Here is a 24,526-nt window from a genome sequence, read left to right on the forward strand (position 1 = left end):
CGTAGCCGGAGTGAGGGCGCGCCCTTACTCGTCGTTCTCGAGCTCGGCCTGCACCTCGGCGGTGAGGTCGAAGTTCGTGTAGACGTTCTGCACGTCGTCGCTGTCTTCGAGCGCGTCGATGAGACGGAAGACCTTACGGGCGGTGTCGGCGTCGACCTCCACCTTCAGCGAGGGGACGAATTCCACGTCGGCGGAGTCGTACTCGATCCCGGCGTCCTGCAGGGCGCTGCGCACCGACACGAGATCGGAGGCCTCGGTGATGACACCGAAGCCCTCGCCGTGGGGCTCGACCTCTTCGGCGCCGGCTTCGAGAACGGCCAGCATGACGTCGTCCTCACTGGTGCCTTCGGAGGGAACGACGATGACGCCCTTGCGGCTGAAGTTGTAGGCGACGCTGCCCGGGTCGGCAAGGGTGCCGCCGTTACGGCTGAGGGCGGTGCGCACCTCGGCCGCGGCGCGGTTCTTGTTGTCGGTCAGGCACTCGATGAGAAATGCCACGCCGTTGGGTCCGTAGCCCTCGTACATGATCGACGCGTACTCGACGGCTTCGCCACCGATACCCGCACCGCGCTTGATGGCACGGTCGATGTTGTCTTTGGGGACCGAGGTCTTCTTGGCCTTGAGGACCGCATCGAACAGCGTCGGGTTGCCCTGGAGGTCGGCTCCACCGAGCTTCGCGGCGACCTCGATGTTCTTGATCAGCTTGGCCCACGACTTGGCCCGGCGGGAGTCGATGACCGCCTTCTTGTGCTTGGTCGTGGCCCATTTGGAGTGTCCGGACATGAGTTCCAGTCTAGAGCGCGGAGGCGCCGACGCCGCGTCTGGCGTCGACGTGGTCGAGGAAGCGCTGGTGGAACCGGGTCTCCCCCGTCGATTCGGGATGGAAGGCCGTGCCGAGCAACGCCCCCTGCTCGATCGCGACGACGCGGCCGTCGGGAAGGGATGCCAAGGGCTCGGCATCCGGTCCCCACTCGATCACGGCGGGGGCGCGGATGAACACGGCGTGCACCGGCGGCGACCCCAGCGCGGGAACATCGAGGTCTGTCTCGAACGAGGCGGTCTGGCTTCCGAACACGTTGCGCGCGACCCGCGCGTCGATTCCGCCGAAGGTCCGCTGACCCGTGATCGCGCCGTCGATGCGATCGGCCAGCAGGATGAGCCCGGCGCACGTGCCGTACATCGGCATCCCGTCGGCGATCGCGCCGCGGATCGGGTCGAACAGGTCGAAGGCGCGCGCCAGCTTGTCGATGACGCTGGACTCGCCGCCGGGGAGCACGAGTCCCTCCACGTCGGCGAGTTCCTCGGGCCGACGCACGGGGCGTGCGTCAGCGCCGAGGGAAGTCAGTACCGCGAGGTGCTCGCGCACGTCGCCCTGGAGGGCGAGAACGCCGACTCGGAGACTGTTACCAGCCACGCTCGGCCAGGCGGTGCGGCGCGGCGAGGTCGGCGACGTTGATGCCCACCATCGCCTCGCCGAGTCCGCGAGAGGCCTCGGCGACGATCTTCGGATCGTCGTGGAAGGTCGTGGCTTTCACGATGGCTGCGGCGCGCTGGGCGGGGTTGCCCGATTTGAAGATGCCGGAGCCCACGAACACGCCGTCGGCGCCGAGCTGCATCATCAGGGCGGCGTCGGCCGGGGTGGCCACTCCCCCGGCGGTGAACAGCACGACGGGGAGCTTTCCGGTCTCGGCGATCTCGGCGACGAGATCGTACGGAGCCTGCAGTTCTTTCGCCGCGACGTACAGCTCGTCTTTGCTCTTGGCGCGCAGGGCGTTGATCTCTCCGCGGATGGTGCGGATGTGCTTGGTCGCCTCGGAGACGTCGCCCGTGCCGGCCTCACCCTTCGAACGGATCATGGCTGCGCCCTCGGTGATGCGGCGGAGCGCCTCGCCGAGGTTCGTCGCGCCGCAGACGAAGGGCACCGTGAAGTCGTACTTGTCGATGTGGTTGACGTAATCGGCGGGCGACAGCACCTCGGACTCGTCGATGTAGTCGACGCCGAGCTCCTGCAGGATCTGCGCCTCGACGAAGTGGCCGATGCGGGCCTTGGCCATCACCGGGATCGACACGGAAGCGATGATGTCGTCGATGAGGTCGGGGTCGCTCATGCGCGCGACGCCACCCTGGGCGCGGATGTCGGCGGGTACCCGCTCGAGTGCCATCACAGCGACGGCGCCTGCGTCCTCGGCGATCCGGGCCTGCTCGGCGGTGACGACGTCCATGATCACGCCGCCCTTGAGCATCTCGGCGAGACCGCGCTTGACGCGGGAGGTTCCGGTGTCGGTCATGTCCACTCCGTTCCGCGCGGGACAGCGCGAGTTTCGCGCGTCGGGGTGCGCGCTATTGGCTTAGGCCAAACCGTAGCATGGCCGAGGACATAGGATCGGGAGCGAGTCGAGGGGGCGCATGAGCATCGATCTGACCGGCAGTTCGGCATCCGGGATCGCCGCTGACCTCCGCACGCGCATCGAACGCGGCGAGCTCGTCCCGGGCACATTGCTGCCCTCGGTCCGCGCCGTGGCCGTCGACCTCGGAGTCAACCGCAACACCGTCGTCGCCGCCTACCGACAGCTCGCGCAGGCGGGTCTCGTCGAGGCTCGTGGGCGCGGCGGAACACGCGTGGCCGACCGCACCGCGGTCGCGCAAGAGGGCTACGCCCCCGACACGGTGTTGCGCGACGTCGGCTCGGGCAACCCCGACCCCGCCCGCATCCCGGACCCCACCGCCGCCCTCGCCCGCTCGACCCGGCCCGTCCTGTACGGGGAGCCGGTTATCGACCCGGGCCTCGAAGCCTGGTCTCGTGCGTGGATGATGGATCAGCTCCCCCACGACGACGTGCGCATCACCGTCACCAGTGGCGCGAGCGACGCGATCGAGCGACTCCTCGCGCAGGCGCTGCAGCGCGACGACGCCGTCGCCCTGGAGGATCCCTGCTTCCTCTCGGCCTTGCACACGGTGCGCACGGGCGGCTACCGGGCCGTCCCCGTCGAGGTGGATGCCGAGGGCATGACCGTCGTCGGGCTTCGGGCCGCGCTGGAGGCGGGAGTTCGCGCCGTGATCTGCACGCCCCGCGCGCACAACCCCACCGGTGCGAGTCTCAGCGGTGAGCGCGCCGCGAGCCTGCGCGCGGTTCTGGCCGACCACCCGTACGTCCTCGTCATCGAAGACGACCACTTCTCGCTCCTCTCGCGTGCACCGCTCCACTCGGTGATCGGTTCCGCACAGCGTCGATGGGCGCGCATCCGGTCGATGTCGAAGTTCCTCGGACCCGACACCTGCCTGGCCGTCACGGCATCCGATGCCGACACGGCCGACGGTCTTGCGGTGCGCCTCACCCCGGGCACCACCTGGGTGAGCCACATCCTGCAGCGGCTGACCCTCGCGCTGATGACCGACGACGGCGTCCGCGCCGACATCGAGCGCGCTGCCGAGCACTACGCCGCCCGCAATGCCGCGTTCGCACGGGCCCTCACCGAACGGGGTCTACCGACCACCTCCGGGGACGGGCTCAACCTGTGGGTGCCGCTCCCGGTGCCGGCAGCGACCGTGCGCGAGGAACTCATGCGGCGGGGCTGGTTGGCGCGCGAGGGCGACCCGTTCTTCCTCTCCCCCGATCACGCGGGGGCGTTCCTGCGACTCACCGTGCACGATCTCGACGAATCGTCGGCCGCAGCCCTCGCCGACGACATCGCCGTCGCCGCGGGGGCGCGTCGCCCGAGCGCGCGAGGTGGAAGGATCGAGGCATGAAGGTTCTCTCGATCCAGTCCGCCGTCGCGTACGGGCACGTCGGCAATTCCGCCGCCGTCTTCCCCCTGCAGCGCATCGGCGTCGAGGTCCTGCCGGTCTACACGGTCAACTTCTCCAATCACACCGGGTATGGCGCGTGGCGGGGTCCGCTCATCTCCCCCGACGATGTGGCGGCCGTCATCTCCGGTATCGAAGACCGCGGGGTGTTCCCCCAGATCGACGTGGTGCTCTCGGGGTATCAGGGCGGCGAGGGCATCGCCGACGTCATCATCGACACCGTCGCGCGGGTGAAGAAGGCGAACCCGGATGCCGTGTACGCCTGCGACCCCGTCATGGGCAACGCCAAGTCGGGCTGCTTCGTGGCCCCCGCCATCCCCGAGCTGCTGCGCGAGCGCGTGGTGCCCGTGGCCGACATCCTGACCCCCAACCAGTTCGAGCTGGGCTTCCTCACCGGCACCGAGCCCGGCAGCATCGACTCGACGCTCGACTCGGCCGACGCGTTGCGCGACCGAGGCCCTCGGACGATCCTCGTCACCAGCGTCGAGCGCCCCGACCGCGAGGCCGACACGATCGAGATGATGGTCGTCGACGACAACGGTGCCTGGATCGTGCAGACCCCGCTCATTCCGATGAAGGCCAACGGTTCGGGCGACGTGACCGCGGCGCTGTTCACCGCCCACTACCGCCGCAGCGGCGGTGACGCGGCCGACGCGCTCGCGCGTACGGCATCCAGTGTCTTCGACCTGTTGACCAACACGTACGAGTCAGGTTCGCGGGAGCTGCGTCTCATCGAGTCGCAGGAGGCGTATGCGCACCCGAGGCTGCAGTTCTCGGTGCGGCAGGTGCGCTGACCGCTCGTCAGGCGCCAGCGCTGCACGCTCGACCCGTTGCATGTGACCTGCGACAGCAGACCGCCGTCGACCGACGATGCTGCGCTCTGCAGGCAGAGGTTGTTGCATTTGTCGCGAATCTCGGTCCAACCGCCGCCGACGTCGGTGAGCTGCCACTGCTGCACGTCGATTCCGTTGCACGTCCACTGCCGTACTTCCGAGCCGCTCGCAGTGGCGAAGGTGAAGTTGTCGAGGCAGAGATTGCTGGATCTGTTCTTGATCTCGGCGTAGCCGTTGCCGAGGTCGGTGACCGCCCACAGTTCGGTTCGAGGCTGTCAACGCCGGATCGTGGACGGGGGCCAGGGATCGCTCGTCGACCGCGGGTCGTCGGTCGGACTGCCCGCAGGGAGGCTGCGGGCGGTCGCCCGCATGCCCGGTCCGAGGCGCCGGTGACCACCGTCGGGGTCCGTGCGTGCGTCCCGCCCATCGCCCGGATGCGTGCCCCGAACAGTGCGACGCAGCCGGTGTCAGCTCGGTCGGGGCACGACGAGGCCTCGGCGTGGATTCGGACGGTGCGGACGTCAGTCGTGCTCCGGCGCGTCCCATGCCTCGGCGACCGTCTGACGCACATCACCCAGGAGCTGCGGCAGGGCTTTCGTCTTGGCGATGATCGGGAAGAAGTTCGCGTCGGACGCCCACCGCGGGACGATGTGCTGGTGCAGGTGCGCGTCGACACCGGCGCCGGCGATCGCCCCTTGGTTCATGCCCAGGTTGAACCCGTCGCACCGTGATACCGCGCGCAGCACTCGCATCCCGCGCTGCGTCAAGGCGCCGATCTCGGCCACCTCTTCGTCCGTCGCCTGGTCGTACGTGGCGATGTGGCGGTACGGGCAGACGAGGAGGTGCCCGGAGTTGTAGGGGAACAGGTTGAGCAGGACGTAGGCCGTCGTGCCGCGCGCGACGATCAGACCGTCCTCGTCGGACATGGTCGGCGCCGCGCAGAACGGGCAGTTCTTCTCCATCGGCTCGCGACCGGCCGAGATGTAGGCCATGCGGTGTGGCGTCCAGAGGCGCTGGAATTCGTCGGGCACGCCGGGCAGCGTCATGGCATCCACGAGCTCGGCGTCGGTCGTCGCCGATCCGGGTGCGCCGTCGGCCGATACCGTCCCGGTCGGCGCCGTGCCGACCGTCGAGGGCCCGTCCGACACGGCGGCATCCGGATCGGTCGTCACGCCAGGTCCTCGGCCGTGTTCACGAGCGTGCGGCCCGCGATCGCGCCGGTGATGCGGGCGACGGCCTCGGCGACGGGGATGCCGTTGAGCTGCGTGCCGTCGCGGAAGCGGAACGAGACGGTCCCGTTCGAGCGGTCCTGCTCGCCGGCGATCAGCATGAGCGGCACCTTCTGAGTGGTGTGCGTGCGGATCTTCTTCTGCATGCGGTCGTCGCTGTGATCGGCCTCGGCGCGGACCCCCTTGGTCTTGAGGTCGCGCACGATGTCGGCGAGATAGTCGCCGTACTCGGCAGCGACCGGCACGGCCACGACCTGCACCGGGGCGAGCCACACCGGGAAGGCGCCGGCGTAGTGCTCGAGCAGGATCGCGAAGAAGCGCTCGACCGAGCCGAACAGGGCGCGGTGGATCATGACGGGGCGGTGCTTCTCGCCGTCGGGGCCGGTGTACTCGAGCTCGAAGCGCTCGGGCTGATTGAAGTCGAGCTGGATCGTCGACATCTGCCAGGTGCGGCCGATCGCGTCGCGCGCCTGCACCGAGATCTTCGGCCCGTAGAAGGCCGCTCCACCCGGGTCGGGCACGAGCTCGAGGCCGGAAGCCTCGGCGACCTCGCGGAGCGTCTCGGTGGCCTCGGTCCACAGCGCGTCGTCGCCGATGAACTTCGGGTTGCCCTCTTCTTTCGTGGAGAGCTCCAGATAGAAGTCGTTGAGGCCGTAGTCGCGCAGCGTCTGCAGCACGAAGTCGAGGCTGTGGGTCAGCTCGCCCTTGACCTGCTCGGCGGTGACGTAGATGTGGGTGTCGTCCTGGGTCATACCGCGCACGCGGGTCAGACCGGCGAGCGTGCCGCTCTTCTCATAGCGGTAGACCGACCCGAACTCGCTGAGGCGCAGCGGCAGCTCGCGGTAGCTGCGCCCGCGAGAGCGGAAGATCAGGTTGTGGAAGGGGCAGTTCATGGGCTTCAGGTAGTACTCCTGGCCCTCGCGCGACACGTGCCCGTCGGCATCCACGACCTCGTCGAGCACCATCGGGGGGTACATGCCGTCGGCGTACCACTGCAGGTGCCCGCTCGTCATGAACAGGTCGCCCTTGGTGATGTGCGGGGTGTTCACGACCTCGTAGCCGCTGGCGAGCAGGCGCTCGCGCATGTAGCGCTCGATCTCGTAGCGGATGATCCCGCCCTTGGGGTGGAACACCGACAGACCCGGGCCGATCTCGTCGGGGAACGAGAAGAGATCGAGCTCCTTGCCCAGCTTGCGGTGGTCGCGCTTCGCCGCCTCCTCCAAACGGTGCTGGTAGGCGCGCAGCTCATCTTTCGTCGGCCACGCAGTGCCGTAGATGCGCTGCAGCTGCGGGTTCTTCTCACTGCCGCGCCAGTAAGCGCCGGCGATACGCGTGAGGTCCCAGCCGTTACCGATCAGACGCGTGCCGGGCACGTGCGGTCCTCGGCAGAGGTCTTTCCACGCGGTCTCGCCGTCGCGGGTGACGTTGTCGTAGATGGTCAGCTCACCGGCGCCCACCTCGACGGACGCGCCCTCGGCGGCCTCGGCCGATCCGCCCTTGAGTCCGATCAGCTCGAGCTTGAACGGCTCGTCGGCGAGTTCGGCGCGAGCCTCGTCGTCGGTGACGACGCGACGCACGAACCGCTGGTTCTCGCGGACGATGCGCTCCATCTCCTTCTTGATGACCTTGAGGTCGTCGGGGGTGAAGGGCTCGTCGACCTGGAAGTCGTAGTAGAAGCCGTCGGTGACGGGCGGACCGATACCGAGATTGGACTGGGGCTTGACCCGCTGCACGGCCTGGGCGAGCACGTGCGCGGTCGAGTGTCGCAGGATCGACAGACCGTCGGCGCTGTCGATCGTGACCGGCTCGACGGCGTCATCGGCCGTGACGGTCGTGGCCAGGTCTTTCAGCTCTCCGTTCACGCGCAGCGCGACGACCGAACGGTCGGGGAAGAGGGCGAAGCCATCGGCGGGGAAATCAGTCACAGCACATCTCCTGAAGGGGTCGATTCCAGGCTACCGGGCGGGCATGGTCTCGACCGCACCGGACGTGCCCCATAGTGGAGCGGTGACTCTGGCCATCATCGGCGGCGTGCTCTGGATCCTCGGGATCGTCGCGCTGCTCACCGGCGCCTTCCCCGCGGGCGACGCCCTCGCCGTCGCCGACCGGGTGTGGCCGATCCTCCTCTTCGTCGTCGCCGTCACCGTCGTCGCCGAACTGGCATCCAAGGCGGGGCTGTTCGACGTCGTCGCGGCGCGGCTCGCCCGGATCGCCCGAGGCCGCACGGTCTGGCTGTGGGTGCTCGTCGTGGCCCTGGCCACGGCGGCGACGGCGTTCCTCTCGCTCGACACCACCGCGGTTCTGCTGACGCCGGTGGTGATATCGATGGCCGTGGCGCGGAAGCTCGACCCGCTGCCCTTCGCCTTCGTCACGGTGGTGTTGGCGAACACCGCCTCGCTCGTGCTTCCGGTGTCGAATCTCACCAACCTCTTGGCATCCGAGGCCCTCGGCGGCGGGCACGACCCGATCGCGTTCCTCGCCCTGCTGGGTCCCTCGGCGTTGATCGCGATCGCGGTCTCGGTCGTGGTGCTGACGCTGGTCTTCCTGCGACGGCTCCCGAAGACGTACCCGGATGCCGCCCCTCCCACCGTCTCCGATCGTCTGCTCCTCCGGGTCGCGGGCGTGGTGACGCTCGCGCTCCTCCCCCTGCTCGTGGTCGGTCTCGAACCGTGGATGCCGGCACTCGGTGCCGCGGTGGTGCTCGTGGCGGCTTTCGCGTGGCGGGCGCCGCGGGCTCTCGGCATCCGTCTGGTCCCCTGGTCATTACTGGTCTTCGCGGGTGGGCTGTTCCTCGCCGTGGGAGCGCTGGAGGCTCTGGGCATCGGGCAGGTGACGTCGGTGCTCGCCGGGACGGGCGACGATCTCGCCTCGCTGTGGCAGCTCGCCGGGGTGGGCGCTCTGGCGGCGAACGGGATCAACAACCTTCCGGCCTATCTGGCGCTGGAGTCAGTGGCGGGCTCCCCTGCACGTCTCGCGGCATTGCTCGTCGGTGTGAACGCCGGCCCCATCGTCACCCCGTGGGCGTCGATGGCCACGCTGCTGTGGCATGACCGCCTCGTGGCCGCCGGGGTCGAGGTGCGCTGGAGCCGATTCATCGTGCTCGGCGCCGTGATCGCGCCGCTGATCCTGCTCCTGGGCATCCTGCCGCTGGCACGCTGACAGCGCGACCGCCCGGGGCTGCGCAGACCGCCGCGAGTCGGGCGCTCAGTGTCCTTCCGACAGGGCGACCGCACGGGCGTCGACGGCCGCCGCTCAGCCCTCGTACGCGCGGGCCCAGGCCTTCCGCGGCTCAATGAGCCACACTGCAAGACCCTCGCGCATTTCGTACGGAGCGCCCGTGTACACGGCGGCGATGCGATCGACGTACGGCAGTGCCTCATCGCCCTCGATGCGCTCGACCGCTTCTCCGCGGACGAAGGCCATCGCGTAGGCATTGTCGGCACCGGTCACCGAGATCGCCACACGCGGGTCGCGGCGGATGTTGCGGTCCTTCAGAGTGTCCACCTCGGTGAAGATCGCGAGACGGTCTCCCTCGACGCCGACCCACAGGGGAATCGAGTGCGGGGACCCGTCGCGCATCACCGTCGCGAGGTGCGCGATGGCATCCGTCTCGAAGTAGGGCTTGGCGTGCGTCCAATCGCTCATACCTCACCCAACCGCGGGCGCGGCGACGCATTCCCCGATCAGGGCGCCGAGGCGGCGGGTGCCTGGTCGTTCGGTACCTCGCGGAACACCATCTCGTCGCGCCGCTGGCTCTCGCGCGGAGCGAGGTCGTCGGGCTCCGGGATGACGTACAGTCCGCGGCCGGAGTTCGCGTTGTAGGTCAGGGCGTGCAACCACGCAGGACTCAGCTGAGGCGACCGGCTGCCGTGATACTTGAAGACGAGCGAGACGTTCGGATGGATGTAGACCGTCGTGCGTCCGCCGCCGGTGCTGACGTCGTCTTTCCACGTGAACGGAAAGCTCTCGCCCCGGCGGACCTTCGCCATCATCACCGCCTGCAGATGAGCGAGCAGGCGGTCTTCGAAGTCGATCTTGATGTTGCCGTCGTAGATGAACTTGCCCATGATGCCCCCGGCGGTCACCGCCGCTGTGCGCATCTCCAGGCGAGAAGTAGGACGCGGAATACGTCAGCGGCGACCGCTTCTTCCGTTCTCGCACTGTCTCGCGCGTCGGCTGCCCCCGCAAACCCCCGCGTCGCCCGTGTCGTTTTCCGGATAGTGCTTTTCGCGTCGCCGTCGCCCGCAGCTCCTCAGACGGCGCGAGAGATGCGGAGGATGACGCGGTCGCCGGGTTTGCGCTGCACTCGACGGACGAACGCCTCGAACCCGAGGATGGCGCGGTACTGCAGGCCGTACTTGCCACGGAGGGCTTCGCCGGCCCGCGTGTCGTCGGCGGCGGAAGCGGCGACTCGTCCGAGTGCCTCGACCGTTATCGCATCCGGTTCGACCTTGCCCATGCGGCTGCACGGGCGCAGTGTCACGCGCGGGTCGTTTCGCAATCGTTTCACCTTGCCCGTCGCCCGTTCGGTGGTGATGACGAGGTCGTCGCCGTCGCGCGCGATCCAGACCGGCACCGCGACGAGGGCACCGTTTCGGCGGTACGTTCCGAGTGAGACGAACGGGGATGCCGCGACCTCGCGCCAGAGGGTGTCGGGAACAGTCATGGCGTTCAGGGTACGGGCAGGGTCGTCGTCCACGTCGGCGGTGTCCGTCGCTTGACACGGTGGTCGTCGCGCCGTCACGCGCCACCTCAAGGAAGACGCAAGAACTCCCCAAGGCTCGGAGAACCGCCTGCATCCTGCCCGTTCGTGCCCTACTTTCGAGGTGTCCCCGCCGCCCGGTAGACCCCGCACCCGTTCCAGCAGCGGCGGGGACAATCATCTTCTCGGCGCGGGGTGACATGAGCGCCCGGCCCGGTTCCGGATCCGGCCCTCGCTCTTCACCCCGACCGTCGCCCGCCGCGAGCGTTCGCCGCGCGACTCGTTCTCGGGATGGTGGGTGGAGTCACCATTTCCCGGCGACGATGTTGCCGCGCGCCGACCGCGTGGCCTGACGGCGGCTGCACCTCTCGATCAACCTCAATATCGACTCAAGAGCCGATCAAGATGTGCGATTTCATGTCCCCCATTTGGCGGACATGGGTTACCTTTTATCTGTCCCCGCCGCCAGGCACTCCGCAGCCCCCCTTACTGGCGGCGGGGGCGACTACTCTCCCGCAGGCCACGTGCCGCGGCGATCGAGTGTCGAGAACGAATTCGTCCGACGGGCCCCGCGCGCGGCCGCCTTCCAGCCCGTTCGCCCCGCCGGGCTGAGGTTCGCCGGCCTGTAAGGGTCCGCACTGACGTGATCCTCGCATGGAGGCCGATTCTCGGTGGCCCTGAGCGCTCACGCTCGACATCTTCGCGGGTCGAGGTCGGTTGGTCTCCGCGACGCTCGTGAGTGTTCAGGCGCGACAGCTGTGTCGTGCCGAGGCTTGTGATCGGCGGCCCATCGGCGACTCCGCTCGTTCTGTGCGGCTCGTGCCCGCCGGACGGCAGCGCTCACGGGGTCGATGTCGGCGCGTGGTCGAGCGTCGATGCATCGTGCAGAGCGCGAAAAACCCCGCACCCGATCTCGATGTCGTGAGCACGAAGTCGCGAGCACAGTGTCGTGAGCATGGTGTCGTCAGCGCGGTGTCGTGAGCGCGATGTCGTCAGCGCGAAGTGGTGTTCGCGGTGACATAAGTGCGTGTCGTAGGTACGTGTCGCGAGCCCGATGTGGTGTCAGCGGTGTCGTAACCCGGGGTACGAAAAAACCCCCGGCGAGCCGGGGGTTTCATTCGGTGCGCGATACTGGGATCGAACCAGTGACCTCTTCCGTGTCAGGGAAGCGCGCTACCGCTGCGCCAATCGCGCCTGTAAAGGCTGTTCTCTTGTGAGTTGAGGTGGCGACGGGATTCGAACCCGTGTAAACGGCTTTGCAGGCCGGTGCCTAGCCGCTCGGCCACGCCACCGTGTGTGGTTCGACCCACGTGTCGTGATACCCCGCTGGTTTCCCAGACGGAGATCCCTCCACTCGAGCGGATGACGAGACTCGAACTCGCGACCCCAACCTTGGCAAGGTTGTGCGCTACCAACTGCGCTACATCCGCATTTTGTTCCCGGCGTTTCCCCCGGGCACTCGTAAGACATTACCCGATGCGAGCGCGCTCGCAAAACCAGACGCGGCCCGGGAGTGTCTCGGCAGCGTGGTCGGAAGCACCTTCCGGCATCCGGTACGATCGATGAGTCCCGCACGCGACGCGGGCGATTGGCGCAGTTGGTAGCGCGCTTCCTTCACACGGAAGAGGTCATCGGTTCGAGTCCGGTATCGCCCACAAAGAAACCCCCGGTCAGTCGGGGGTTTTCTGTTTCCCGGCGTAAGGCAGCACCGCCCGCGTGGAGCAAACGTGGAGCAGATCACGGCGCAGCGCGGGCGAAGCGCCGTGCAATCTGACGCGCCATCGGCGCCCGTGCGCGCGACTATGACTCGGCTGTGAATGGCCGATATGGTGAGCCGATGCCCGCCCAATTGGGGGACGCGGGCACCTGACAGAGAGACACCCGCATGACCATTCCCGCACCCACCGCAACCACCACACCGGCCGCGCCGAAGCAGAAGAGCCCTGTTGGTCTCTCCGCTCTGATCGTCGGCGCGGTCGCGTTCGTCTTCGCGATCGTGCCCGTGCTGAGCTTCATCGCCTGGCTGCCCGCCATCGCCGCGATCGTCCTCGGCATCATCGGTCTCGTGCAGAAGAACCGCACCCGCGGCTTCGCATGGGCAGGCATCGCCCTCGGCGTCGTCGCATGGATCGTCGCTATCGTCGTCTCGATCTCGTCCGTCGCCGGCCTCGCCGGGGCCGTGAGCGAAGCGGTCGAGTCAGCCAGCGCCGCGCCCGTCGCGCCGAGCTCGATCGCCGCGCCCGCCGAGACCACGGAGGCAGAGCCCGCCGAGGCATCCGCGCCTGCCGAACCGGCCCAGCCCCCCGTGCCGACCGAGTTCATCTCGGCGCTCGCGCAGGCCGAGACCTACTCGAGCATCATGCATATGAGCAAGGCCGGCGTCTTCGACCAGCTGACGTCTGAGTACGGCGGCCAGTTCACCCCCGAGGCTGCCCAGTACGCCGTCGACAACGTCAAGGCCGACTGGAACGCGAACGCTCTCGAGAGCGCCAAGACGTTCCAGGACAGCATGTCGATGTCCCCGGCAGCGATCTACGACCAGCTCGTCTCCGAGTACGGGAGTAAGTTCACTGCCGAAGAGGCGCAGTACGCCGTCGACAACCTCGGCTGACGCACGTCGCCCGCGGCCGACGCCGACGAAACGCCCCGGCGCTCGACCCCATCCAGGGGACGGGCGTCGGGGTGTCTCTCATGCGGCCTGCGCGGGTCGGATCGCGGAGGTCGGGGATATCGGGTGTGGCCGCGCCGTTGAACCCTCAGCGTTGGCCGTCAACAGTAGTAAGCCCGCGCCCGGCTCCCGTGCGGAGTGGCCAACTCGGACTGGAGGGAAGTGAGATCGATCCCGGGTCTCATGGTCCCCGGCGGACACCCGCGTCCAGCCCCCTCTCAGCCCCGCTGCCACCCGTACCGCGCCGCCAGCGCTGCAGCTACGGTGTTGAACCTCGTGCGGTCCAGGGCAGCCGCCTCGCGGCGCATGCCGGCGTCGTGCACGAGGTAGAGCTGCTCGATGTCGAGCCACGAAGGTCGGCGCTGGGGATCCCACTCCCCCGTGCCGAGGGCGAGGTACTGCCGGTCGCCGTCATGCGGCTTGCTCGTGAGGCGTACGGCGTAGGAGTGCGTGGCATCCGCTCGGCCGACCACGAGCACCGGGCGGTCCTTGCCACGGCCGTCGCGCTCCTCGTAGGGCACCCACGTCCAGACGATCTCGCCGCCGTCGGGAGCGTTGTCGCGCTCCGGAGCGTACGTCACCGTCAGACGGCGCGGGGCGTCGATCTCCACCGTTTCGGTCCCCCGTGCCGGAGTCGGGCGGTCGGACGCCCGACCCGGTGCGGGCCGCGCTGACGCCGGCCGCACCGATGCCGGACGCGGCGGCGGAGTGGAGGGGCGGAGCAGGCCCAGAACGGCGGAGATCAGTCGAGACGCGGTTCCCATACGGCCACCCTAGACACGCAGAACGGGGCGCCACCGACGAATCGGTGACGCCCCGTCCGGGGTGAAGCGGGTCAGCCGCGGGTGTCGGAGAGCACGTAGCCCTCTTCCCCGTGCACGACGGTGTCGATACCGGCGATCTCGTCCTCGTTCTTGACGCGGAAGCCGATCGTCTTGTCGACCGCGAAGCCGATGACGAAGGCGAGCACGAACGAGTAGATCATGACCGTGAAGGCGGCGATGGCCTGCACGAGCAGCTGGTTCAGCGAGCCGCTGTAGATCAGGCCGGAGCCGTTGGCGAAGAAGCCCAGGTACAGCGTTCCGATGAGACCACCGACGAGGTGGATGCCGACCACGTCGAGCGAGTCGTCGAAGCCGAGCTTGAACTTGAGCTCGATGGCCAGGGCGCAGACCGCACCGGCGACGAGTCCGAGCACGATCGCCCAGAACGGCGTGAGCGAGGCGCAGGCGGGGGTGATCGCGACCAGACCCGCGACGGCACCCGAGGCGGCACCGACCGAGGTGGGCTTGCCGTCCTTGACCTTCTCGACGATCAGCCACGCGAGCAGGGCGGCGGCGGGAGCGGCGATCGTGTTGACGAAGGCCAGGGCTGCCGTGTTGTCGGCCGCGAGCTCGGAGCCGGCGTTGAAGCCGAACCAGCCGAACCACAGCAGACCCGCACCCAGGAGGACGAACGGCGGGTTGTGGGGGACGTGGGCGCCCTTCTGGAAGCCGACCCGCTTGCCGAGCACCAGGGCAAGAGCGAGAGCGGCGGCACCGGCGTTGATGTGCACCGCGGTGCCACCGGCGAAGTCGATCGCACCGACTCCGAACACGTCCTGCAGACCGTGGGTGATCCATCCGCCGTAGGCGAACGAGCCGTCGTCGGCGAGGCCGAAGTTGAAGACCCAGCTGGCGACCGGGAAATAGACGACCGTTGCCCAGATGGCAGCGAAGACCATCCACGCGCCGAACTTGGCGCGGTCGGCGATGGCACCCGAGACCAGGGCGACGGTGATGATGGCGAAGGTGGCCTGGAAGGCGACGAATGCGAGCGGCGGGTACGCGGCGCCTTCGGGGGCTTCGAGCACGCCGGCGAGGCTGAAGTTGGTGAAGTCGATGGCCCAGGGCACCTGCGTGGTGCCCTCAGCGGTGGTGGGGAAAGCGATGGAGTACCCGTAGAGCACCCACAGCACGCCCATGAGACCCATGGCGCCGAAGCTCATCATCATCATGCTGATGACGCTCTTGGCCTTGACGAGTCCGCCGTAGAAGAATGCGAGTCCTGGCGTCATGAGCAGCACGAGTGCCGCTGCTATCAGGATGAATGCGGTGTTGCCTTGATCCATCTCGGAGGGAACCTCTCTGCAGGGACGCAGGTAAAGCGTCGGGTCCCCTCAGTGTTCCCACCCCCGGTTACCGTCGTCGTTCGCCTCGTGTTTCCGGCACGTTACAGAGAGCTCACTCCGGTAAACACTGCGTTTCGCGCACCTTCAGGCCGCTGATGAGCGGCTCACGAATGCGTGAGCGCCACCATGCGCGACACCGCACGCAGGTACTTCTTGCGATACCCGCCGCCCAGCATCTCGTCGCTGAAGACGCTGCTCAACGGCACGCCGGTCGCGCGGATCGGGATCTGCGCGTCGTAGGCCCGGTCGACGAACGCGACGAGGCGCAGGGCCGCGGACTGGTCGTGCAGCACCTTCACGTCACGCAAACCGATCGAGGTGACGCCGTCGATCAGGCGGATGAAACGCGACGGGTGGACGCGGGCGAGATGGCCCACGAGATCGGAGAACGCGTCGTCGGATGCCACTCCCCCGGCGGACGCCGCATCCACCGACTGTCGGTAGTCGTCGTCGCCGAGCACGCGGGCCGCGCCGTCGATGGCGCGCTGGCGGTAGTCGGTGCCGTCGATGCGGATGGTGCGGAAGCTGTCGGACATCGACTGGATCTCGCGCAGGAAGTCCTGAGCGGCGAACCGGCCCTCACCGAGGGCGTTGGGCGGGGTGTTCGAGGTGGCGGCGAGTCGTGTCCCGGATGCCACGAGCTCACCGAGCAGACGCGTCATGACCATCGTGTCGCCGGGGTCGTCGAGTTCGAACTCGTCGATGCAGAGAAGGTCGGAGCCGCGGAACAACTCCACGGCCTTCGCGTAACCGAGAACGCCGACCAGCGCCGTGTACTCGATGAAGGAGCCGAAGTACTTCCGACGCGCGGGCATCGCGTGGTAGATCGAGGCGAGCAAGTGGGTCTTTCCGACACCGAACCCACCGTCGAGGTAGACGCCCGGTTTGACCGGCGGAGTCTTATCCGCCCGGCGGAAGAAACCGGTCTTCTTCGCCGGAGCAGCCTGCCGCCCCGCGAACGCCTGCAGCAACTCTTTGGCCTCCTGCTGCGACGGGTAGGCGGCATCTGCCCGATAGGACTCGAACGTCGCGCCATCGAACTGCGGAGGGGGCACCAGGGCGTTGACCATCTCGGCTCCCGTGACCGCCGGCTCGCGCTCGGTGAGGTGGATGAGCCCAGTCGTTGCGGGAGTCGAGGTCATGGCCGTCCTGTGTCCAAGTCTTACGGGAGGGTGCGTGCCCCGACGCGGCGGATCTAGGGTCGAAGGTGCGGTGTCCAGCCTATGCCGCCGCACCCATCGCCCCGACCGAGGAGACCCCGTGACCGTCGAGTTCGACACCACCTCACCCAAGTTCGCCGAGTACGCCGAGCCCGGCCGCCTCGTCACCGGTGAGTGGCTGGAGGAACGCCTCGGCCGGCCGGGTCTGGTCGTGGTCGAGTCCGACGAAGACGTGCTCCTCTACGAGACGGGTCACATCCCGGGCGCGGTCAAGGTCGACTGGCACACCGAGCTGAACGATCCGGTCGTCCGCGACTACGTCGACGGCGAGGGCTTCGCGAAGCTGCTCAGCCGCAAGGGCATCTCGCGCGAGGACACCGTCGTGATCTACGGCGACAAGAACAACTGGTGGGCCGCCTACGCGCTGTGGGTGTTCTCGCTGTTCGGCCACGAAGACGTGCGTCTGCTCGACGGAGGCCGTGACAAGTGGATCGCCGAGGGCCGTCCGACCACGACCGAACGCAGCACGCCCGCGCCCACCGAGTACCCGGTCGTCGAGCGCGACGACTCGCTGCTGCGCGCATACAAGGACGACGTGCTCGCCCACCTCGGCAACCCGCTCATCGATGTCCGCTCACCGGAGGAGTACTCGGGCGAGCGCACGACGGCGCCCGCCTACCCCGAAGAGGGTGCCTTGCGCGCCGGGCACATCCCGAGCGCGCAGAGCGTTCCGTGGGGCAAGGCCGTGGCCGAGGACGGCGGCTTCAAGACGCGCGAAGAACTGGACGCCATCTACCGCGACGGTGCGGGTCTGTCCGACGGCGACAAGGTCGTCGCGTACTGCCGCATCGGCGAGCGCTCGAGCCACACGTGGTTCGTGCTGAAGCACCTCCTCGGTTTCGACGACGTGCGCAACTACGACGGCTCGTGGACCGAGTGGGGCAGCGCGGTGCGTGTGCCGATCGTGTCGGGCTCGGAGCCCGGCGACGTCCCTCAGCGCTGAGTGCGGCGTCGAGCCCGACCGCCGCGGGGCGTGGGAGGATGACGGGGATGTCCGACACTGCCCTCCCCGCCCGTCTCGCGGAGATCCGCGACGAGTTCCTCGAGCTCGATGAGCCCGATCGGCTGCAGCTGCTCCTGGAGTTCTCGCAGGAGCTACCTGAGGTGCCGGCCGAGTACGCCGACCACCCCGAGATGCGCGAGCGCGTCGCCGAGTGCCAGTCGCCGGTCTACATCATCGTCACGGTGGACGCCGACGACGCCGTCGCCATGCACGCGACCGCCCCGGCCGAGGCGCCGACCACACGCGGGTTCGCGAGCATTCTGGCGCAGGGTCTCACCGGTCTGAGCGCCGATGAGGTGCTCGCGGTTCCCGACGACTTCCCGCAGAGCATCGGCCTCACCCGTGCCGTCAGTCCCCTGCGGATCGCCGGCATGACCGGCATGCTCATGCGGGCGAAACGCCAGGTTCGGGCCAAGCGCGCCGTCTGACCTCGGCCTTGGCGACCCCGGCGATCAATCGCGGGCGAGGCCCTGCGCGCGCACCCAGTCCGAGATGGCAGCGGCCCAGCGCGTCTCGTCGTAGTTCCACAGCTTCGTGTGACGGGCGACGTCGAAGGTCACCATCGTGACGAGGTCGGGTCGTGCGGACGCCAGCGCGTGCGAGGCGTCGGAGGGCACGAATCCGTCGTCGTCGCTGTGCAGAACGAGAACGGGATGCCGCAGCTCCTGTGCGCGAGCGACAACGTCGAGACGGTCGAGCGGGATCGGCTCTCCGGTGCGCAGCACTGCGGCTCCCCAGCCGGATGCGATCGCGTTCTGCGCGACGGCGATGACCGGGGCGGGCAGCCCCATCAGACGACCGTGGAAGCCGAGAACGATGCGCCAGTCGACCACGGGCGAGTCGAGCACGAGACCCGCGATGATGTCCGCGTGCGGAGACTCCAGTGCCGCCTGCAGCGCGAGCGCGCCCCCCATCGACCACCCCATGACGATGACGCGACGCGCACCCTGGCGACGCGCGTGGCCGATCGCAGCATCGAGATCGCGCCACTCCGTGGCGCCGAGCGCGTAGGTGCCCGAGGGGCTCCGCGGGGCGTCGCCGTCGTTGCGGTACGACACGACGAGACTCGTGATCCCCAGATCGAGGAAGAGTGGAACCGCACGCAGAGTCTCGGCCTTGGTCGTTCCGCGGCCGTGCACCTGGATCACCCAGACGTCTGTGTCGACGGCGCCCGGGAACTCCCAGGCAGGACAGGGACCGACGCCTGTGTCGATGTCGAGGGTGCGGAACGGTCGATGCAGGTGTTCCGGTCGGTCGTAGTACCAGCCGCTGAACGCCGCCTCGGGGGCGAGGTCGCCGTCGCCGGCGACATGGGTGAGGAGCTTACGGGTCACCGAGGTCTCGTCCTCGCCCACGATCGAGCCGAGGCGCAGGTAATCGACCGAGCCGACCGTGAACAGCCCGTAGCGGCCCGGAAGCGCCGTGTCGGGGGTGCGCTCGAGCGTGATCGTCTGGGCGGCGGCGTCGAGGCCGATGATGCGCGTGTCGGGCACGCGGCCCGCGGGGCGCACCACGGTGCGGGCGACGCGGAGCGAGACCGCACCGAGAGCCGCGAGGGAGGCCGCCAGAGTGAGGCTGAGAGCCGAAAGGGTGACCCGGATGCCGGTGGCTACGCGTGGCGTTGCGCGGGGACCTGCGGCGCGCCTGGGACCGTTCATCGAGGCCTCACTCTAGTCTGTGGCCGTGAGTGACCAGCGCCCGGCGGAGGCCGACAGCCCCTTCGCGCGAGCAGCCGAAGAGATGCGCGCCACCACCTTCCGTGACGACCTCGTCGTGCGCGAGATCCCCTCCCCCGCCGGTCTCGCGCCGTTCGCGTTGGCGCTGGCCGGCGACCTCCGTCCCGAGGAGCACGCCACGGATTCGCCCTTCGGCACCGGACGTTTCATCCTGCTGCACGACCCTGAAGAGCCGGAACCGTGGGGCGGGGCCTGGCGCATCGTCTGCTTCGCGCAGGCGCCCCTGGAGCCCGAGATCGGCATCGATCCCCTTCTCGCCGAGGTGGCGTGGTCGTGGCTCATCGACGCCCTCGACTCGCGCGGTGCCGAGCGGCACTCCGAATCGGGCACTGCCACCAAGACCCTCTCCACCGGCTTCGGCGCCCTCGCCGCGCAGGGCGAGGGGTCGCAGATCGAACTTCGCGCGTCATGGTCGCCGCGCGGTCCCTTCCGCCCGCACCTGGAGGCGTGGGCGGAGCTCGTGTGCATGCTCGCCGGCCTCCCCCCGGGGTCGGAGGGTGTCGCAGTGTTCGGAGCCCGGAGGCCCACGCGTGGTTGAGTACATCGTCATCGAGGATGCCGCGGGGCTGAACTCCGCGTGTGAGACCCTGGCCGCCGGGCAGGGTCCCGTGGCTGTGGACGTCGAGCGGGCGTCGGGCTTCCGATACTCCCAGCGCGCGTACCTCATCCAGGTGTTCCGCCGTGGGGCGGGCGTCTTCCTGTTCGACCCGTCGACCATCGACGACTTCGCGCCTCTGCAGGCCGCGATCGGCGACACCGAGTGGGTGTTCCACGCCGCGAGTCAGGACCTGCCGTCTCTGCGCGAGCGAGGACTGGAGCCGCCGTCCATCTTCGACACCGAGCTGGGTTCGCGACTGCTCGGCCACGAGCGCGTGGGTCTCGGCGCCGTCGTCGAGCAGACTCTCGGTATCACCCTGGCCAAGGCGCACTCGGCTGCGGACTGGTCGACGCGCCCCCTGCCTGCGTCCTGGCTCGAATACGCGGCCCTCGACGTGGAGCACCTCATCGACGTCCGCGACGTGCTCGTCGCCGAGCTCGAAGAGCAGCGCAAGACGGAGTTCGCCCGGCAGGAGTTCCAGGCCGTGCTGGAGCGTCTGCCCAAGCCGGTGCGCGACGATCCTTGGCGGCGACTGAGTGGACTGCATGCGGTCCGCGGGCGTCGCTCGCTCGCCGTAGCCCGGTCGCTCTGGCAGGCACGCGAGGACTACGCCCGAGAGCAGGACGTTGCCCCGGGCCGACTTGTGCCCGATCGCGCCCTGGTCGCGGCCATTCTCGCGGACCCGGCGAGCAAACAGGCGCTGGCCGGAGTGAAGGAGTTCAACGGGCGGGCCAGCCGCACGCAGCTGGACCGGTGGTGGAACGCCATCGTGGCGGGGCGGGAGACCACCGAACTCCCCGCCGACCGGGTGCCGAGCGACACGCTTCCTCCTCCGCGCGCGTGGGTCGATCGGAACCCCGAAGCCGACCTGCGCCTGAAGAGCGCGCGTCCGGCCGTCGAAGCCCGCGCCGAAGACCTGCGGATGCCGACCGAGAACCTGCTGACCCCCGAGACCCTCCGCCGCGTCGCGTGGGCCCCGCCCGCCGAGGTGACTGCTGATTCGATCGCCGCGTCCCTCGCCGGGCTCGGTGCCCGACCGTGGCAGATTGACGAGACCGCACAGGTGATCGCGGATAGCTTTGTAGCTTCCGTCAACGCTGACGACGAGGTCCCCGTCGCGGATTCGTAGGTTCGGACAACCGATTCTGCGGCGCGAAACCGCCTTCCTAGGCTGGGATCATCCCAAACACTGGAGGCAGAGTGGCCGAGCTGACGGACGTTTTCTTCGTCGACGGAATGCGTACCCCTTTCGGGCGCGCCGGCGAGAAGGGCATGTATTGGAACACCCGTGCCGATGACCTGGTGGTCAAGGCGATCATCGGGCTCATGGAGCGCAACGGCGACGTGCCCAAGGATCGGATCGATGACGTGGCGATCGCCGCGACCTCGCAGACCGGTGACCAGGGCCTGACCCTGGGGCGCACCGCGGCGATCCTGGCGGGTCTGCCCTTGACCGTGCCGGGCCTCGCCATCGAGCGCATGTGCGCCGGCGCCATGACGAGCGTGACCACGATGGGCGCCTCGATCGGTGTCGGCATGTACGACTTGGCCCTCGCGGGCGGCGTCGAGCACATGGGCCGACACCCCATCGGTGGAAACGTCGACCCCAATCCCCGTTTCGTGGCCGAGAAGCTCGTCGATCCGGGCGCCCTGAACATGGGCGTGACGGCCGAGCGCATCCACGACCGCTTCCCGCACCTCACGAAGGAGCGGGCCGACCGTTTCGGTGTCGCCAGCCAGCACAAGGTGCAGGCCGCTTACGAGGCCGGCAAGATCCAACCCGACCTGGTGTCCGTCGCGGTGAAGGACGCCGAGGGCGCCTGGGGCCTGGCCACCGAGGACGAGGGACGTCGCCCCGAGACCACCCTCGAGGGTCTCGCGACGCTGAAGACTCCCTTCCGCCCGCACGGGCGCGTGACGGCGGGCACCTCCTCGCCCCTCACCGACGGCGCGACGATCAGCCTGCTCGCCGGAGCCGACGCCGTGAAAGAGTTCGGTCTTGCACCCAAGATGCGGATGGTGTCGTTCGCCTTCGCGGGCGTCGAGCCCGAGATCATGGGCATCGGCCCGATCCCCTCGACCGAGAAGGCGCTGAAGAAGGCCGGGCTCACGATCGACGACATCGGGCTCTTCGAGCTCAACGAGGCGTTCGCGATCCAGGTCATCTCCCTGCTCGATCACTTCGGCATCGACGATGACGACCCGCGCGTGAACCCCTGGGGCGGTGCGATCGCCCTCGGCCACCCACTCGCGGCATCCGGGGTCCGTCTCATGATCCAGCTGGCGGCGCACTTCGCGGAGCGCCCCGACGTGCGGTACGGCCTCACAGCCATGTGCGTGGGCCTCGGTCAGGGCGGCTCGGTCATCTGGGAGAACCCGTTCTTCGACGGAAAGAAGAAGCGCAAATGACCGACTACTCCGCCATCGACTTCAGCCCCCTCGACGCTCTCACCGGTGACGAGGTCATCACGCACTCCCCCGTCCGCGACGTCCGCCTGCCCTCCGGCAACGTGCTCGCCCTGATCACACTCGACAATGGTCGCGACCACACGCGTCCGAACACGCTGGGGCCGGCGACCCTCGCCGAGCTCGGGCGCACGCTCGAGACGCTGAAGCAGCGCGCCGCGCACGGCGAGATCCACGCGGTCGCGATCACCGGCAAGCAGTACATCCTCGCCGCGGGTGCCGACCTGTCCGACGTCGCCAAGCTGCCGTCGAAGGACGTCGCGCGTCTCATCGCCCAGCGCGGCCATCAGGTGATCGGGTCGCTGTCCGACCTGGGTGTGCCCTCGTTCGCGTTCGTGAACGGCCTCGCCCTCGGCGGCGGCCTCGAGATCGCGCTGAACTCCACCTACCGCACGGTCGACGCGTCGGCCGCGGCGGTGGCGCTGCCCGAGGTGTTCCTCGGCATCATCCCCGGCTGGGGCGGGGCCTACCTGCTGCCGAACCTCATCGGCATCGAGAACGCGCTCGAGGTCGTCATCTCGAACCCGCTCAAGCAGAACCGCATGCTCAAGCCGCAGCAGGCGTTCGACCTCGGGATCATGGATGCCATTTTCCCCGCGGCCTCGTACCTCGAGGATTCGCTGCGCTGGGCCGACGGTGTGCTCACCGGCCGCGTCCGGGTGGAGCGCAAGAACGAGCCGGGCAAGCTCGAGCGCCTGACGAAGTGGCCCATCGCGATCAAGATGGCCCGCGGCATGCTGGAATCCAAGATCGGGACGGTCCCCCGCTCCCCCTACGTCGCTCTCGATCTGCTCGACAAGGCCAAGACCGGCACGAAGGCCGAGGGGTTCGCCCGCGAAGACGAGGCCCTCGCCGATCTCATCACGGGCGATCAGTTCGCGGCATCCATGTACGCCTTCGACCTGGTGCAGAAGCGTGCCAAGCGTCCGGTCGGGGCTCCCGACAAGACGCTGGCGAAGAAGGTCACCAAGGTCGGCGTCATCGGCGCCGGGCTCATGGCCTCGCAGTTCGCCCTGCTGTTCGTACGCAAGCTCCGGGTGCCCGTGATCATCACCGACCTCGACCAGGGCCGCGTCGACAAGGGTGTGGCATCCATTCGCGAAGAGATCGGCACGCTCGAGGCCAAGGGGCGCCTGGACGGCGATACCGCCAATCAGCTGCGCGCCCTCGTGCACGGCACGACCGACCGCGGTGAGTTCGCGGACTGCGACTTCGTCATCGAGGCCGTGTTCGAAGAGGTCGGCGTGAAGCAGGAGGTGTTCTCCGCGATCGAGAGGATCGTGGCCGACGACACCATCCTCGCGACGAACACCTCTTCGCTGTCGGTGGCCGAGATCGGCTCGGTGTTGCAGCATCCCGAGCGGCTCGTGGGCTTCCACTTCTTCAACCCCGTCGCGGTCATGCCGCTCATCGAGGTCGTGAAGACCGTTGCGACGTCGGACGCCGCTCTGTCCACCGCCTTCGTCGTCGCGAAGGGCCTGGGCAAGAACGCCGTGCTCACCGCCGACGCCCCCGGGTTCGTGGTCAACCGTCTGCTGGCGAAGGTCATGGGTGAGGCAGCTCGGGCTGTGTACGAAGGCACCCCCATCACCGTCGTGGAGAAGGCGTTCGCTCCGCTCGGGCTGCCGATGGGACCGTTCCAGCTCATCGATCTGGTCGGCTGGAAGGTCGCGGCTCACGTGCAGGACACGATGTCGCACGCGTTCCCCGACCGGTTCTTCTCGTCGGAGAACTTCCACGAGCTCGCCGCCCTCCCCGAGGTCGTCGAGAAAGACAAGGGCGGCCGTGTGACCGGCTGGACCAGGGCGGCGCAGAAGGTGCTCGTCACCGGCAAGACGCCCGTGGCGCCCGAGACGATCCTCGCCCGCGTGCAGGACGGCCTCGCCCAGGAGATCAAGATCATGCTCGACGAGGGCGTGGTACCCGAGGTGCAGGACATCGACCTCTGCCTCATCCTCGGCGCCGGCTGGCCCTTCATCGACGGCGGGGCCTCGCCCTACCTCGACCGTGAGGGAGCGTCGAAACGCGCTTTCGGCGACACGTTCCATCACCCGCCCATCCGCGGTATTGGCGTCTGACGCGAACGGCGGCGCCGTC

General features: G+C 68.6%; 22 protein-coding genes, 4 tRNA genes and 1 pseudogene. 11 read left to right on the top strand and 16 right to left on the bottom strand.

Going from position 1 to position 24,526, the window contains the following annotated elements; translation table 11 throughout:
• Positions 1–24: 24 nt before the first annotated feature.
• Genes MT347_RS06795 through pdxS form a run of 3 tightly spaced genes read right to left on the bottom strand, consistent with a single transcriptional unit; the run spans position 25 to position 2,288 of the window.
• A complete protein-coding gene (locus tag MT347_RS06795) occupies positions 25–783 on the bottom strand; it encodes a YebC/PmpR family DNA-binding transcriptional regulator (protein ID WP_243499409.1) in 759 nt (252 codons plus the stop codon).
• Positions 784–793: 10 nt separating this feature from the next.
• Positions 794–1,414 carry a pyridoxal 5'-phosphate synthase glutaminase subunit PdxT gene (gene pdxT, locus MT347_RS06800; RefSeq protein WP_243499411.1) on the bottom strand — a complete coding sequence of 207 codons (621 nt, stop codon included), beginning with the start codon at positions 1,412–1,414 and terminating at the stop codon, positions 794–796.
• Positions 1,404–2,288: a pyridoxal 5'-phosphate synthase lyase subunit PdxS gene (gene pdxS, locus MT347_RS06805; protein ID WP_243499413.1), complete on the bottom strand. Its 885-nt coding sequence runs from the start codon at positions 2,286–2,288 to the stop codon at positions 1,404–1,406. The genes pdxT and pdxS overlap by 11 nt, the downstream gene beginning before the upstream one ends.
• Positions 2,289–2,406: 118 nt before the next feature.
• Between pdxS and MT347_RS06810 the strand changes: the two genes are divergently transcribed.
• Together MT347_RS06810 and pdxY are read left to right on the top strand one after the other, a co-directional pair.
• Positions 2,407–3,747 carry an aminotransferase class I/II-fold pyridoxal phosphate-dependent enzyme gene (locus MT347_RS06810; protein ID WP_243499415.1) on the top strand — a complete coding sequence of 447 codons (1,341 nt, stop codon included), beginning with the start codon at positions 2,407–2,409 and terminating at the stop codon, positions 3,745–3,747.
• Positions 3,744–4,598, top strand: coding sequence for a pyridoxal kinase PdxY (gene pdxY, locus MT347_RS06815; RefSeq protein ID WP_243499417.1), 855 nt, complete (start codon positions 3,744–3,746; stop codon positions 4,596–4,598). The genes MT347_RS06810 and pdxY overlap by 4 nt, the downstream gene beginning before the upstream one ends.
• 56 nt (positions 4,599–4,654) lie before the next feature.
• Here pdxY and MT347_RS18545 read toward each other — a convergent pair.
• From MT347_RS18545 to thrS, 3 genes and pseudogenes are all read right to left on the bottom strand, one after another.
• Positions 4,655–4,897: pseudogene (locus MT347_RS18545) on the bottom strand (RICIN domain-containing protein); the annotation flags it as partial.
• Between the two features lie 261 nt (positions 4,898–5,158).
• Positions 5,159–5,683, bottom strand: coding sequence for an HIT domain-containing protein (locus MT347_RS06820; protein ID WP_243499779.1), 525 nt, complete (start codon positions 5,681–5,683; stop codon positions 5,159–5,161).
• Positions 5,684–5,805: 122 nt separating this feature from the next.
• Complete coding sequence (gene thrS, locus MT347_RS06825; RefSeq protein WP_243499419.1) at positions 5,806–7,791, bottom strand: threonine--tRNA ligase; 1,986 nt, start codon at positions 7,789–7,791, stop codon at positions 5,806–5,808.
• Between the two features lie 82 nt (positions 7,792–7,873).
• Between thrS and MT347_RS06830 the strand changes: the two genes are divergently transcribed.
• A complete protein-coding gene (locus tag MT347_RS06830; RefSeq protein ID WP_243499422.1) occupies positions 7,874–9,025 on the top strand; it encodes an SLC13 family permease in 1,152 nt (383 codons plus the stop codon).
• A gap of 93 nt (positions 9,026–9,118) precedes the next feature.
• Here the strand turns inward: MT347_RS06830 and MT347_RS06835 are convergent, their stop codons facing one another.
• The 6 genes from MT347_RS06835 to MT347_RS06860 all read right to left on the bottom strand — a co-directional run bounded on the left by MT347_RS06835 (position 9,119) and on the right by MT347_RS06860 (position 11,998).
• Entirely contained in the window at positions 9,119–9,511 is a 393-nt protein-coding gene (locus MT347_RS06835; protein WP_243499424.1) for a TIGR03618 family F420-dependent PPOX class oxidoreductase, read from the bottom strand.
• Between the two features lie 38 nt (positions 9,512–9,549).
• Positions 9,550–9,966 (bottom strand): ATP-dependent DNA ligase, encoded by a 417-nt coding sequence (locus MT347_RS06840; RefSeq protein WP_308194216.1) that lies wholly within the window; start codon positions 9,964–9,966, stop codon positions 9,550–9,552.
• Positions 9,967–10,118: 152 nt separating this feature from the next.
• Positions 10,119–10,532, bottom strand: a complete 414-nt coding sequence (locus MT347_RS06845; protein WP_243499426.1) for a PPOX class F420-dependent oxidoreductase — start codon at positions 10,530–10,532, stop codon at positions 10,119–10,121.
• A gap of 1,158 nt (positions 10,533–11,690) precedes the next feature.
• A tRNA-Val gene (locus MT347_RS06850) sits at positions 11,691–11,762 on the bottom strand.
• Positions 11,763–11,789: 27 nt separating this feature from the next.
• A tRNA-Cys gene (locus MT347_RS06855) sits at positions 11,790–11,860 on the bottom strand.
• Between the two features lie 65 nt (positions 11,861–11,925).
• A tRNA-Gly gene (locus MT347_RS06860) sits at positions 11,926–11,998 on the bottom strand.
• Positions 11,999–12,150: 152 nt separating this feature from the next.
• Between MT347_RS06860 and MT347_RS06865 the strand changes: the two genes are divergently transcribed.
• Both MT347_RS06865 and MT347_RS06870 read left to right on the top strand, forming a co-directional pair.
• A tRNA-Val gene (locus MT347_RS06865) sits at positions 12,151–12,223 on the top strand.
• Between the two features lie 230 nt (positions 12,224–12,453).
• Entirely contained in the window at positions 12,454–13,179 is a 726-nt protein-coding gene (locus MT347_RS06870; RefSeq protein WP_243499428.1) for an Ltp family lipoprotein, read from the top strand.
• Positions 13,180–13,454: 275 nt separating this feature from the next.
• On the opposite strand, the gene MT347_RS06875 is transcribed toward MT347_RS06870, so the two are convergent.
• From MT347_RS06875 to zapE, 3 genes are all read right to left on the bottom strand, one after another.
• Positions 13,455–14,000: a type II toxin-antitoxin system PemK/MazF family toxin gene (locus MT347_RS06875; RefSeq protein WP_243499430.1), complete on the bottom strand. Its 546-nt coding sequence runs from the start codon at positions 13,998–14,000 to the stop codon at positions 13,455–13,457.
• A gap of 71 nt (positions 14,001–14,071) precedes the next feature.
• On the bottom strand, positions 14,072–15,346 hold the full coding sequence (locus tag MT347_RS06880) for an ammonium transporter (protein WP_243499432.1): 1,275 nt from the start codon (positions 15,344–15,346) through the stop codon (positions 14,072–14,074).
• A gap of 164 nt (positions 15,347–15,510) precedes the next feature.
• A complete protein-coding gene (gene zapE, locus MT347_RS06885; RefSeq protein ID WP_243499434.1) occupies positions 15,511–16,548 on the bottom strand; it encodes a cell division protein ZapE in 1,038 nt (345 codons plus the stop codon).
• 118 nt (positions 16,549–16,666) lie between these two features.
• On the opposite strand from zapE, the gene MT347_RS06890 reads away from it, so the two are divergent.
• Positions 16,667–17,569: a sulfurtransferase gene (locus MT347_RS06890; protein ID WP_243499435.1), complete on the top strand. Its 903-nt coding sequence runs from the start codon at positions 16,667–16,669 to the stop codon at positions 17,567–17,569.
• 47 nt (positions 17,570–17,616) lie between these two features.
• Positions 17,617–18,057: a SufE family protein gene (locus MT347_RS06895; protein ID WP_243499437.1), complete on the top strand. Its 441-nt coding sequence runs from the start codon at positions 17,617–17,619 to the stop codon at positions 18,055–18,057.
• A gap of 24 nt (positions 18,058–18,081) precedes the next feature.
• Here MT347_RS06895 and MT347_RS06900 read toward each other — a convergent pair whose 3' ends face one another.
• Entirely contained in the window at positions 18,082–19,287 is a 1,206-nt protein-coding gene (locus MT347_RS06900) for a S9 family peptidase (protein WP_243499439.1), read from the bottom strand.
• Between the two features lie 82 nt (positions 19,288–19,369).
• Between MT347_RS06900 and MT347_RS06905 the strand changes: the two genes are divergently transcribed.
• The 4 genes from MT347_RS06905 to MT347_RS06920 all read left to right on the top strand — a co-directional run bounded on the left by MT347_RS06905 (position 19,370) and on the right by MT347_RS06920 (position 24,507).
• Complete coding sequence (locus MT347_RS06905) at positions 19,370–19,903, top strand: DUF3000 domain-containing protein (RefSeq protein ID WP_243499784.1); 534 nt, start codon at positions 19,370–19,372, stop codon at positions 19,901–19,903.
• Positions 19,896–21,092: an HRDC domain-containing protein gene (locus tag MT347_RS06910; RefSeq protein WP_243499441.1), complete on the top strand. Its 1,197-nt coding sequence runs from the start codon at positions 19,896–19,898 to the stop codon at positions 21,090–21,092. Before MT347_RS06905 ends, MT347_RS06910 begins: the two co-directional genes overlap by 8 nt.
• A 71-nt stretch (positions 21,093–21,163) precedes the next feature.
• The gene (locus MT347_RS06915; protein ID WP_243499443.1) at positions 21,164–22,372 is read left to right on the top strand and encodes a thiolase family protein; all 1,209 of its coding nucleotides are present in this window, start codon (positions 21,164–21,166) and stop codon (positions 22,370–22,372) included.
• Complete coding sequence (locus MT347_RS06920) at positions 22,369–24,507, top strand: 3-hydroxyacyl-CoA dehydrogenase NAD-binding domain-containing protein (RefSeq protein ID WP_243499445.1); 2,139 nt, start codon at positions 22,369–22,371, stop codon at positions 24,505–24,507. The genes MT347_RS06915 and MT347_RS06920 overlap by 4 nt, the downstream gene beginning before the upstream one ends.
• The last annotated feature ends 19 nt before the right edge of the window (positions 24,508–24,526 follow it).

Origin of the sequence: Microbacterium sp. VKM Ac-2923 (assembly GCF_022815605.1) — a bacterium.
GTDB lineage: Bacteria > Actinomycetota > Actinomycetes > Actinomycetales > Microbacteriaceae > Microbacterium.